Raw genomic sequence first — 11,858 nt, forward strand, 5'->3', positions numbered from 1 at the left:
TTTATGCATACACTTCGACTCATTTCTTAAAGTATTGCTTTTGACCTCTTGCTCTTGATAACACCATAAGCCAATGTAAATAATGCTCCACATATCAGGGCAATAAGATGAGCGACAAGATAATTGATATGACCGTGGTTATCTGACGCTGCAATTGCAAAGCCAGGAAGAGCCGTGGTTCCGAATCCTATGGCTGTCAGCTTGCTTAAATATACATATGCTCCGGCAACCATTCCTCCGAGACATCCAGCAACCAGAGGGAACTTATACTTCAAAGTGACCCCGAAGATCGCGGGTTCCGAGATTCCAAAAAGTACAGACCCGAATGCAGAGTAACCCAGTTCTTTAACCTTGGTGTCTTTGCGATTCAAAAGAATATACCCCAATACGGCGCCCCCTTGAGCCATCAAAGCTACCGATGCCAATGGATTGATAAAATTTCTGCCTGTGTCAGTTAACAGCTGTGCTTCTACCGCGCCCATAACATGGTGCAAACCTGTAATAACGATGATCTGCTGAATACCTGCAAAAAACATAAAGCCGAATATTCCTAGGTTTTGCGTCATCCAAAGCAACGAAACAGTCACCAGACTGGCTAGCTCCCGCCCAAGAGGGCCGATAATCGTAAACAATAGCAGAGAAGAAACAAAGACCGTCAGCAAAGGAGCCAAAAATAGTTTAATCATGTCTGGAACCTTTTTGTTAAAAAACTGATCCAACTTGGCTACCACATATCCCATCATCAAAGCAATAATAATACCGCCCTGAAAGCCTACCAACTGTACGGGAAGGCCGAAAAGACTGATCGATTCAGGATTTTGGCTCCCTTTAGCTACCTCAAAGGCATCCGCCAAGGCTGGATGAAGCATAATCGCACCCAGCACAAGCCCCAGAATCGGACGGCCGCCATATCTCTTGGTTGCAGAATAAACAACAAGCAGCGGCAGGATGGTGAAAATACCTGTGGAAACGATTTGAACAAAGCGATTGATCCCTTGGAAAATTGGATACATCTCCACAATCGATTTAGGGCCGAATAGCCCTTTCTGGCCTAATAGACCGGTGATCCCCATTAACAATGCGGCGGCAAGAATTCCAGGCATGATCTCAATGAAGACATCTGACAGCGATTTAATGGCTTTTTGAAAAGGATTTTGCTTTTGTGCGGACTTCGATTTGACATCACTTAATGACATATCTTCTGTTCCGGTCAGTTTGGAGAACACGGCATAGATATTATTGACCAACCCAGCTCCAAAAATGATCTGCAGTTGATCCCCCGCTATGAACACACCTTTAACCAGATCAACTTCTTCAATCTTTTTTAATTCCGCTTTTTCATTGTCTTCAAGTACAATTCTTAATCTTGTGGCACAATGAGCCACACCGATAATGTTCTCTTCACCACCGATATATTTTAAAATTTCTTGAGAAATGTGCTTATACTGCTTTTCTTTTGCTTCCATCTAGTAAAACCTCCTCTAGCTGAATCAGATGATGTCTTCTTTAACAAATCTCCAGAACAGACCTAAAAAGTCCTGCTTCACCCTGGTCAGCGTTATGCCTACATGCATTAATTCATCACCGCCAAACAGCTCACCAGTTTCTATATTTCTGTAAATGTAGTCTGGATTCAGACCTTTGAATTTTAACGTTTTAATCGCGGCAGCGGGTTGGGATAAAACCTTGAAATAGCTGGCCGCCATTTCCGTTTGATCCTCTGACACAAAGCTCCATGCGGCTTCATTTTCATCAAACGGATTAATAATTCTGTAAAAGTTTCCAAACTGAATGAGTGATCTCATTTCCTTATACAGAGCTATCTGCTTTTTCACCACTTCTTTTTCTTCAACGGTTAATGTCGTCAAATCCAGCTCATATCCTAAATTCCCGGCCATAGCGACATAACCTCTGGTCTCCAACGGAGTTATTCTTCCCACTTGATGGTTGGGTACGGTGGAGACGTGTGCTCCCATCGTAATCGGAGGGTAGACAAGACTTGTCCCCCATTGAATTTTCAGTCGGCAAATGGCATCCGTATTATCACTTGTCCAGGTCTGAGGCATGTAATAGAGCATACCGGCATCAAAACGGCCTCCTCCACTAGAACAGCTTTCGAATAAGACATGGGGAAACTTCGATGTAAGCTCTTCCATAATACTGTAGAGTCCCAGGATATAACGATGCGCCGTCTCCCTTTGTCTCTCAGGTGGCAAGGCGACCGAGCCCACATCTGTCATGTGACGATTCATGTCCCATTTTACATAAGTAATTGGAACGTTCGATAAAATATCGGAAACCGACTTAACGATGTACTCACACACTTCCTTCCTCGATAAATCCAACATAAGCTGATTTCTTCCCAGCGTATACGGACGATCAGGGACATGGATACACCAATCGGGATGCTTTCTGTATAAATCACTGTCTATGGATACCATCTCAGGTTCAAACCACAAACCAAACTCCATACCCAGATTTCGAATGCGATTGGCAAGATCCGGCAATCCATCTGGAAGTTTGCGACGGTCCACCACCCAATCGCCTAATGAAGTATTGTCATCATCTCGTTTCCCAAACCACCCATCATCCAATACAAACAGCTCCACTCCTACACTCTGAGCTTCCTTCGCCAACTGCTCAATCTTGTCGGCATCAAAGTTAAAGTAGGTGGCTTCCCAGTTATTAATCAGGATCGGCCGTTCCTTGTCACGAAATGGTCCACGACATAATCTGTTCCTGTATAATTCATGATAAATTCTCGACATGCCGCCCAAGCCATTTTCGGTGTATACCATAACCACTTCTGGCGTTTGGAACGACTCCTTCGGTCCAAGCAGCCATGTGAAATCAAAAGGATTAATCCCCATCGTGACTCTAGTGTTCCGATAGGAATCTACCTGCGTCTGGGCCGTAAAGTTCCCGCTGTACACCAGATTAAAGGCGTATACTTCGCCCTGATCTTCATCTGTCCCTTCTCTTACAAGTGCCATAAAGGGTGCCTGATGAGGGCTGCTAGCGCCACGGCAGCTGTCTACAATTTGAATTCCAGGTAAAATTTTTCTCCTTGCTATATTTTTTTCATTGTTATGCGCACCGTACAAGGTAATGAGTTCATATTCATCATCTCGAAAATCCACACTGGCACTTAACGCTCTAAGCAGTTTTAGCTGCTGCTGACCTTCATTATCAAAACGGACAGAACGGGTAATGACATCCCGCTTTGGATATAGGCTATAGGATAGTACAATCTTTACATCAATTAATGGATCTTCAAGGATGATTTCCAGTGTTTCTACTTCGCCATCATCCTCCGCATACGTAGAAGGAAGCCCTTTCAATTTTGCTTTGCCTTGGTAAACCCGATGTTCTTTATACCGAAAATCTGTCACTGTAGAACCATTCTCCAATTGAAGCTGATACGCAGGAATCCTGAAATCACTATTTCCAAATGACGGATATTCTTGCGGGATGGTATCCAGTGAAAAAGCTCGATCCGCCCCATCCGGATTGGGTGAAAATCCTCTATCCATAAAGATGATTTTATTGCTTCCCCGATAGTTCTGAATTTTCTTTCCCCAATACAGATGGACTAAATAACCATCTTGTATAACCTGCATGACATAACTGGTATTGCTGCCTTGTAAATGGAATAAAAGCTTCTCTTTATCGATGATTATAGCCATAGTGACCCCCTTGTAGCGCCAATATTAATATTTTCAAAAAGTATAAATTATGTTGTTTCCTTGTTTCTTACACCCTAATCATAATGGAATAGTTTTAATAATTATATGGAATAATGTAGACTCTATATGAAACGGTGTGATAATATGCAGAGATGAATTAAGAGGTGAAAACAAATGAGTTCGCATTTTTCCAATCATTCCTATAACAACTTGGATCTCAATCTATACACATGTGGCAAAGAGAGCTGTACCAGCAAACACTCTTATGGTCCAGCCATTCGAAGCGGGTATATGGTGCATTTTATTTTAAAAGGAAAAGGGATCTTTAAAGTCAACGATAAAATCTATCATTTGGAGAAAAACGATGCTTTCTTTATTGAGCCGAAGGTTCTAATTTACTACGAAGCGGATGAAGTCGACCCATGGGAATATGCCTGGATCGGTTTTAATGGGGTGCAAGCAAAAGAATATCTAAGCCGGACCTGTATCCATAGGGACAAGCCCATTTTCCGGTTTGAAGCGGAGGGCAATCTTGCTCGCTGTATGGAAAGTATCGTCGTTTCTTCTACGCTGAAATCCAACAAAGACCTGTTGCTGACATCCAAGCTGTATGAATTCCTGTATCTGATGTTTGAACTTTACCCTAATCAGGAAGTCAACAATGAGGTAAGACAGCAGCGTTATATTAAAGAAGCGCTTCTCTTTATTCAACAAAACTATTCACACTTCATTACCGTAAGTGACATTGCCAAGTACATTTCAATTGACCGTTCTTATTTGCATCGTTTATTTAAACAGCAACTCAATAAGTCACCGCAGGAATATTTATTGCATTTGAGGATTGAAAAATCTTGCTCCCTCTTAAAAAATACTTCCCTGAAAATCGGAGATATTGCTCGATCAGTAGGGTATAAAGATGTATTGCTGTTCTCCAAAATGTTTAAAACGGTCAACAAGATGACCCCATCCGAATACCGAAAAAATCACCAAAAATAACACGCTTTGTTCGTAACTAAGACGTTGCTCCATTAAGCTAAACCAGCTAATAGCTTGTCAAGATTTTTCAATAGAAGCTCAAATAAATGCTTTTATACTAGTATTTGTGCAAGACAAATAACCCTCCAATACGCCCCTCGTTTTGTGCTGTTCAAAGTCTTCCTTATAGAACAACTCACAGAGGGCATAGGCGCCTACTGCATCAGCCTTTACCTTCCGCAAACTCGACGCTTTCTTAGCTTGATAAGACAGCATAGGATTAACCACTACAAACAAGTAGTTATTGTCTTGCAAGAAACGAGTAACAGGAAGATGATAATGTCCTGTTGATTCTAAGATAATCATCGGCTGTTGATCGCTTTGTTCCTCAATGAGCTTTAAGAACGAATGAAAAGCCTCCAATCCTTCACGAGTATTAAGGACGGTAGAGCTTGCAGCCCCTAGTCCCGCTTGTAGTGTCATAGCTTCGCTTGTTATTCGAGATCATTGTCTCGACCAGTCTCAAATATGTTTCTACAAGTAGGGGGTGAACAATTTAGCACACGGGGTCAAGCCCCACGGGCAGAGACGTTCTACCCCGGCTACCCGTAATAAACCTCTTATGAACAAAGAGGTCAACCAGTAAAAACTGGCTGACCTCATAATACGAACGGACAGGATAGCTTGATTGTTCGCGAAAAATAATAACTCCTTTAATTCCGGAGAGCCAGAGCGGCCGCAACAGCAGCTGGATCTCCACCGTACGTCTCAAGCTGGTCGATTACGATTTATCATTAGGCCGCATCTGCGATGTCTGCCTTTAAAATCATGGAATTTCTATGAAAATAAAAGTATTTTCCTCTTAATTCACTTCATTCTCATTTAATCATCCATGTAAAAAAGTGTTTTATTTATATAAGCTTATACGAAAGCGAAAGCTTTTTTAAGCGGCAAAAAAATAACAAAGGAGGTTTTTTCGTGAACTCAAACACTGCTCTTATAAGAAAAGGCGGCACAAATGTGTCGTCTTCCAAACGTCTTCCGTGGGTCGGGCTACTGGCCTTAGCCATGGCGGGATTCATCTGCATTCTTACGGAAAGCCTGCCCGCTGGATTACTGCCGCAAATTGCACAGGGTCTTGGGGTCACAGAAGCTCTTGCCGGACAATTGGTCACTCTCTATGCGGTTGGATCTCTTCTGGCCGCCATTCCTTTGACAACGGCTACCCGCGGGTGGAGACGACGGCCGCTCCTGCTGCTGTGCATCATCGGCTTTCTTGTATTTAACACCATCACCGCGTTATCTTCCGTTTATGTGCTGACGCTTGTCGCGCGTTTCTTAGCAGGTGTCTCGGCAGGCGTTCTGTGGGGGATGACGGCCGGTTATGCGCGGCGCATGGTGCCTGATTCGCTGAAAGGAAGAGCGATGGCCGTAGCCATGGTTGGCACCCCGCTGGCATTGGCGCTGGGCGTTCCGCTTGGCACTTTTTTCGGTGCATATACAGGGTGGCGTCTCATTTTCGGAGCTGTATCATTACTGACTGTAGTCCTTATTGGCTGGGTGCTTTGGAAGGTGCCGGATTATGCCGGTGAGCCTGCCGGTGATCAGCTCCCTTTTCACAAGGTTTTCCTGATTCCCGGTGTACGGCCGATTCTGTTTGTCGTTTTGGCATGGGTGCTGGCTCATAATATTTTGTACACTTATATTGCACCGTATCTTACGGAAACCGCGTTTGCTCAGCGAGTGGATTTGGTTCTTCTTATTTTCGGAATTACCTCGGTTGTCGGCATTTGGGTGATAGGCATGCTGATTGACCGTTTTCTAAGGATGCTGGTTTTAATCAGCATCGCGGGATTTGCTTTGGCTTCTGCAGCCTTGGGAATCGGAATGGATCAACCTGCAATCATTATTCTTAGTGTTACGGTGTGGGGGCTTACGTTTGGCGGGGCAGCCACTTTACTGCAAACAGCAATAGCACAAGCTGGGGGAAAAAGCGCTGATATAGCCCAATCGATGCTGGTTACCGCGTGGAATGTGGCAATCGGCGGAGGAGGTATTATCGGCGGTGTTATTCTTGAACTGCTTGGAGCTGAATTCCTTCCGAGCTTATTAATCATCCTGCTGCTTCCCTCCTTGCTTGCAGCTTGGCTAGCTAAAAAGCATGGCTTTCCTTCCTAAAGGATCTATGAGTATGTGCAACATAAGCAAAAAATGAATCCGCTGTAAGGCGGATTCATTTTTTTTGGATTTTAGAATTACATCTTATGCGAGCAAATTCGTTTCTCCAATGAGACTTTTATAAGCGATTGGTGAAGACATTACGATCAGAGTCGTATAGGTTCCGTATTGATCGCATCGGTTTTCAAACGCCTCCAGCTCCTGGGTTGTTTCCGTGAGGACCTTCAATAAATAATTATACTCCCCGCTTATCCGATAACATTCCGTGACCTCCGGTGATGAACGACAAAAATCAAGGAAAGGATAGCAATTCCGGGTCCGAACAAGCATATAGGCGTGGCATTGCTTACCCACTTTTTGCAAAGAAATGACGGTTCGGTATTCCTCGATAATACCCTTTTCTTCCATGCGTTTCACACGTTCAGTTACGGCTGGCTGAGACAGTCCCACCAGCTTTCCTAAATCTGTCATTGATAATCTCGCCTGGTTCTGCAAATGAAGCAGGATGCTTTTATCGATTTCGTCCAAAAAAATCGCCCCCTTAAATTTAAAAGTTATTTCTTTTAAATACCTTTAGAATCATCGCGAATTTCTTTATAAAACGTGTTTGTTTTATGTTAGTCGCCAGAAATTATTTATATAATAAACACACTTGCTATAAATAATCAAGTAAATTACAGTAGGAGAGGATGAGAAGTATGAGAAATATAGATCTGGAATTGGTGCATAAAAGAGTCAATGAGGTAATTGACCATGCACTTGAGGAAAAAAGGATCGTGGGTACCGTTGTCCAAATTGCATTAGGCGGAAACCTTGTTTACAACAGACCTGCTGGTTGGGCCGACCGCGAGCAGAAACGGCCGATGCAGGAAAATGCTTTGTTCAGATATGCTTCAGTAACCAAGCCGGTCGTGTCAACGGCAGCCTTAGTATTAATTTCGCAAGGGAGATTGCAGTTAAACGATCTGGTGGAAAAATGGTTGCCCGTCTTTCGTCCCAAACTGCCAAATGGACAGTATGCCTCCATGACTGTTCACCATCTGATGACGCATACCGCCGGTTTAACCTACCGTTTCTTCCAGGAAGAAAAGGGAACTTATGAGCTTGCCGGGGTATCGGACGGAATGGATCTGGCGGGAATTACACTTGAAGAGAATCTGCAAAGACTCGCTTCTGTCCCGCTTCTATATGAGCCAGGGAAAATGTGGAGATATTCCATAGCAACAGACGTGCTCGGAGCGGTCATCGAAAAGGTTACTGGAATGCCCCTAAGTGAAGCTGTACGGGTGCTTGTAACTCATCCGCTTTCCATGAAGGACACGGATTTCAAGGCCGTGGACACGGACAGATTGACCGCGGCTTACGCAGACAGCGCTGAAGAACCCCGGCGCTTGCACGAGTTTGATACCGTTCCTTTCGTGGAGGGGACGGCAGGATTCCTCCTTTCACCCAACAGGTTTACCGATAAGACAGCTTATCCTTCCGGGGGAGCCGGCATGATTGGCAGCGCAGGAGACTTTCTTAAACTGCTGGAAGCTTTGCGGCAGGGAGGAAATACGATTCTGCCTGAGGCTCTTGTCACGGAAATGACAACCAATCAAATTGGTGACCTTGTGATGCCCTATTGGCCGGGGAGAGGCTTTGGACTTGGTTTCACGCTGCTTAAAGACCCAGCGGATGCCAATACATTGGAATCGCCGGGAACGTGGCGGATGGGCGGAACCTATGGTCACTCCTGGTTTGTTGATCCGAGAGAGGAGCTTAGTGTTGTAGCGTTCACCAATACGGCGCTTGAAGGAATGTCAGGCAGGTTTACAACGGAGCTGTGCGAATCTGTCTACAAGGGTATTCGAGGAGTTAAGTAGAGAGTGGAGAACGATAGTTCAATGAAGCATTGACAATTTAAGGAAAGAAGTTATATGTGATACAAAACTGTTACAAATATATCTTGTAACAAAATGAACCACTTGTCAGAATTCGTCCTATTGAAAGTCGCATATTATGCGGCTTTTTTTGATTTATGAGGTCAAGTGTCGACAAAGAAATTTATAAAATTATGCTACTCAAGTCTCAAGACCCATTCACCAAATAATTTTAAAATTGAATAGATTGTTTCACAATCAACATTAATATGCGGCGAAGAGGGAATTTAATCGACCAGAAGAGGGCAGTTGTTCTCTCTCCTATTCAGACATCTTACAAAAGAAAAGCACGTTAAATTACTCAGTCGGAGGAATCACTATTTTGAGAAAGCTATCATTCTTTATTGCCATTATCATGTTAGGTACAATGTTGTCCGCTTGTTCTGCCATTACATCCACCGTGGATCAAGCGCCTGCAGGCGTTACGTCCGGCGAGAGCAAAGAAATCGAAAAATACAATGCGTATGTGAGGCTGAATAACTTGATGACAGGCAGAATCAATGAGGTTCTGGTTCATTATTTCGAGAAGTTCGGAGTTGATACACAGCCTGTAATCGAGAAGAACTTCAGCTTCATCATGCTCGGCGTTGCTGAAACTGAGCGGGAAGTTGTTGATAAAGCGAACAGCTATACCGCAAGCCAACCTGCTTTTGCGAACGCAGACCCCGTAGTGATCAAACTGACACCGGTCATCAATGATCTGTTGTCCGTCCTGGACGAAATGAAAGCCTACTATGATACAAAAGGCTACGTGGATGATGATTTCGCAAAAGGAAAACAGCTGCATACCAAGCTTGTAAGTGCCCATCTCGCTTACGAGACTGTCGCCAAACAATACTTCACGGCTTTGCAAAAATTGGGTAACGAGCAGCGTCTGGCTGAACTGCAAAAACTCAAGGACTCAGACCAGCAGATTAGGTATAATGCCTTGAAGTTCATGATAGATGCCGAGGCTACGGCCATTGAAATGGATGAGCAGGGAATCACCGCCGACAATGTGCTCCAGCTTGATATGACGAAGTTTAAAGCCAAATACGACATTATGACCGCAGATCTGAGTACGCTCATGACAATCTCAAAAGACAAGAAACGAGTTCAAAAAGAAGGGATTAACAGCTTCAGTATCGAGAGCTATGTTGATTCAGCCACTGAGGCAAAAGCGGCCGCTTCGAAAATCATTGAACGCATCAATAAGAAGGAACCTGTATCTGATTCTGATCTGAACGGCCAGTTCCTAAACACTACGGATGGCACACCTGAGAATTTCAATTATAAGCTAAGCAAGGCAGTCGAACGATATAATGAAATAAATTAAGCGTATCGTAGATAAGGCTGTAGCAACGATTCTAGGGAAAGAAAAGCAATGGTGGAGAGGCGAAGAGGTTAACAAGATTGCCGTCGGGATCGCGAAACAGAACGACACGGTTCCCCCACGGCATTGTGGTAGGTTCCTTTACCCACTCATCGACAAACGACTTCAAGCGCTCGTATTCGGCATCGACATCGTGGACGTGGAACTCGATGATGACAGTGTGATTGTCGGCCGCCACTGCCGAACATATACAAAAACACTACTGACAACAGTATATCAGTAGCGTTTATGAAGAAACCATAGGGAAAGAGTGATATGACTGCACTAATAGGATACGTTAGTTCAATGGAACATCGACAGTCTAGGACTTTATTTCGTATTATTAGGTCAACCAAAAATTTGGTTGGCCTATTTTAATAGGTGTTTTAAGATGACGATAGCCGGGAAGAACTAGGTGGTTTTAGGGAAATAAATAACCCCGTCAAGAAAACTGTTCTCCCACTATCACCAACGACCATGTTTGAGCTGATTGGGGCATGCGATCCCGTATAACAAGCGAAGCTATGAGGTTGGAATCATCGTGGGCTCGTTTCATTTCTCATACGAGAAGACATTGAACATCTCATTGTGAATCCCTTGCAATCTAAGCGAGCATGCGGGACTACGTTACGCAAAGTTAAAACAGATGCAGCAGACGCTTGGCACTTAGCTGAAATGTTCTACCGCGGCGATTTAAAGCCGCACCGGGCATGGGATGAAGCTCATACGGAGCTTCAAAATGTGACCAGACAGCATGAATTTATAACATCATTATATGTGCAGGCCAAGCTAAATACTCGTGCTTTGCTTGATCAGGTATTTCCCGAATATGAACCTGTATTTTATGACCTTTACTCGGTAACGGCTCTAAAAGTCCTACAAGCTTGCCTTCAGGGTAAGGTCAAAAATGCCTCTCAAGCTTTGTTTGAACATGCCAGGCTCTCTCACTCTAGGAAGTGGATTAACGATAGAGCAGAGCTGCTAGACATAGCGCTGAAGCAAAAAGCCAAGGTCAACCGAAGCATCTCTCAACATTCCGTTTTAGAAGGAATGATTACCTTATTACTTGCTTTTCAGTCTCAACTCGAAATATTAGAGACACAAATGGAGAAAATTTCCGTAAATCAGCTTATACATCACATATACGCCATACTTAGTAAAAACGAGCCCTGTTGTCTGTAAAATTACCATATTACCGTATTAATCCAGAACTTTCTGTAGGAGCAGAGAGTTTCTTAGTCATGCCTCTAAATGGGGTCCAGCCAATATTTTAACGAAAATATACGCTAAGGGAGCATAAAAAACGGGCTTTTCTTACTCTAAGTCGTTGTCCACTATACATCATTAGCGGTCATCAGTATGCCGAAAAACGGTTCGTTACGTCCGCTAAGGTCATCAGGAACGACGAAAATGCATGTCCGATAAAGCTAAGCATAAAAACGTCAAAATGTTGGCGCTACCCCTTATACCAAAACTGGTCCTCTATAAATTCTAAAGCATCCCGGTTTTGGACAGTAAACCGGGCACTCATAGAATGAATCGTGTTGATACGTTTACATAGATCATCCGGATTCCAGCGTGAGAGTAAGATCTTTGGATCACCACGCATGCCTCCAAGAGGATTCGCACGATAAATGCCTGAAAACGCCAGACGGTTGACCAAGAGCAGACTCCATGCAGCCTCGAACATCATCTATGTTCATATTTTCAATACCCCTATTTATTATAATTTTAGGGATTAATGTC

The 11,858-nt window shown here is 43.7% G+C and carries 9 protein-coding genes and 3 pseudogenes; 5 read left to right on the forward strand and 7 right to left on the reverse strand.

Annotated features, from left to right (window positions below; translation table 11 throughout):
* Positions 1–26: 26 nt before the first annotated feature.
* Together OIU26_RS21115 and OIU26_RS21120 are read right to left on the reverse strand one after the other, a co-directional pair.
* Positions 27–1,466: a PTS transporter subunit EIIC gene (locus OIU26_RS21115; RefSeq protein WP_025677448.1), complete on the reverse strand. Its 1,440-nt coding sequence runs from the start codon at positions 1,464–1,466 to the stop codon at positions 27–29.
* Positions 1,467–1,490: 24 nt separating this feature from the next.
* Positions 1,491–3,686 (reverse strand): alpha-galactosidase, encoded by a 2,196-nt coding sequence (locus tag OIU26_RS21120; protein ID WP_264217915.1) that lies wholly within the window; start codon positions 3,684–3,686, stop codon positions 1,491–1,493.
* A 174-nt stretch (positions 3,687–3,860) separates the two neighbouring features.
* On the opposite strand from OIU26_RS21120, the gene OIU26_RS21125 reads away from it, so the two are divergent.
* A complete protein-coding gene (locus OIU26_RS21125) occupies positions 3,861–4,682 on the forward strand; it encodes an AraC family transcriptional regulator (RefSeq protein ID WP_264217916.1) in 822 nt (273 codons plus the stop codon).
* Positions 4,683–4,814: 132 nt separating this feature from the next.
* Here OIU26_RS21125 and OIU26_RS21130 read toward each other — a convergent pair.
* Positions 4,815–5,144, reverse strand: a pseudogene (locus tag OIU26_RS21130) (IS110 family transposase); the annotation flags it as partial.
* A gap of 73 nt (positions 5,145–5,217) precedes the next feature.
* Complete coding sequence (locus tag OIU26_RS21135) at positions 5,218–5,433, reverse strand: hypothetical protein (protein ID WP_264217918.1); 216 nt, start codon at positions 5,431–5,433, stop codon at positions 5,218–5,220.
* 206 nt (positions 5,434–5,639) lie between these two features.
* On the opposite strand from OIU26_RS21135, the gene OIU26_RS21140 reads away from it, so the two are divergent.
* Complete coding sequence (locus OIU26_RS21140) at positions 5,640–6,839, forward strand: MFS transporter (protein WP_264217919.1); 1,200 nt, start codon at positions 5,640–5,642, stop codon at positions 6,837–6,839.
* Between the two features lie 84 nt (positions 6,840–6,923).
* Here OIU26_RS21140 and OIU26_RS21145 read toward each other — a convergent pair whose 3' ends face one another.
* Positions 6,924–7,367: an Lrp/AsnC family transcriptional regulator gene (locus OIU26_RS21145; protein WP_058831232.1), complete on the reverse strand. Its 444-nt coding sequence runs from the start codon at positions 7,365–7,367 to the stop codon at positions 6,924–6,926.
* A 170-nt stretch (positions 7,368–7,537) separates the two neighbouring features.
* On the opposite strand from OIU26_RS21145, the gene OIU26_RS21150 reads away from it, so the two are divergent.
* Both OIU26_RS21150 and OIU26_RS21155 read left to right on the forward strand, forming a co-directional pair.
* Positions 7,538–8,704, forward strand: coding sequence for a serine hydrolase domain-containing protein (locus OIU26_RS21150; RefSeq protein ID WP_264217920.1), 1,167 nt, complete (start codon positions 7,538–7,540; stop codon positions 8,702–8,704).
* A gap of 379 nt (positions 8,705–9,083) precedes the next feature.
* On the forward strand, positions 9,084–10,076 hold the full coding sequence (locus OIU26_RS21155) for a YiiG family protein (protein WP_264217921.1): 993 nt from the start codon (positions 9,084–9,086) through the stop codon (positions 10,074–10,076).
* Between the two features lie 31 nt (positions 10,077–10,107).
* Here OIU26_RS21155 and OIU26_RS21160 read toward each other — a convergent pair.
* Positions 10,108–10,317, reverse strand: a pseudogene (locus OIU26_RS21160) (VOC family protein); the annotation flags it as partial.
* Between the two features lie 344 nt (positions 10,318–10,661).
* On the opposite strand from OIU26_RS21160, the pseudogene OIU26_RS21165 reads away from it, so the two are divergent.
* Positions 10,662–11,294, forward strand: a pseudogene (locus OIU26_RS21165) (IS110 family transposase); the annotation flags it as partial.
* A gap of 274 nt (positions 11,295–11,568) precedes the next feature.
* On the opposite strand, the gene OIU26_RS21170 reads toward OIU26_RS21165, so the two are convergent.
* Positions 11,569–11,805 carry a hypothetical protein gene (locus OIU26_RS21170; protein ID WP_264217922.1) on the reverse strand — a complete coding sequence of 79 codons (237 nt, stop codon included), beginning with the start codon at positions 11,803–11,805 and terminating at the stop codon, positions 11,569–11,571.
* Positions 11,806–11,858: the final 53 nt, after the last annotated feature.

The organism is Paenibacillus sp. BT-177, from assembly GCF_025846815.2.
GTDB lineage: Bacteria > Bacillota > Bacilli > Paenibacillales > Paenibacillaceae > Paenibacillus > Paenibacillus polymyxa_C.

Excerpts from the sequence above, each read along its gene's own strand:
- OIU26_RS21115 (WP_025677448.1), bottom strand. The coding sequence starts at position 1,466 with ATGGAAGCAAAAGAAAAGCAGTATAAGCACATTTCTCAAGAAATTTTA.
- OIU26_RS21120 (WP_264217915.1), bottom strand. The coding sequence starts at position 3,686 with ATGGCTATAATCATCGATAAAGAGAAGCTTTTATTCCATTTACAAGGC.
- OIU26_RS21125 (WP_264217916.1), top strand. The coding sequence starts at position 3,861 with ATGAGTTCGCATTTTTCCAATCATTCCTATAACAACTTGGATCTCAAT.
- OIU26_RS21150 (WP_264217920.1), top strand. The coding sequence starts at position 7,538 with ATGAGAAATATAGATCTGGAATTGGTGCATAAAAGAGTCAATGAGGTA.
- OIU26_RS21170 (WP_264217922.1), bottom strand. The coding sequence starts at position 11,805 with ATGATGTTCGAGGCTGCATGGAGTCTGCTCTTGGTCAACCGTCTGGCG.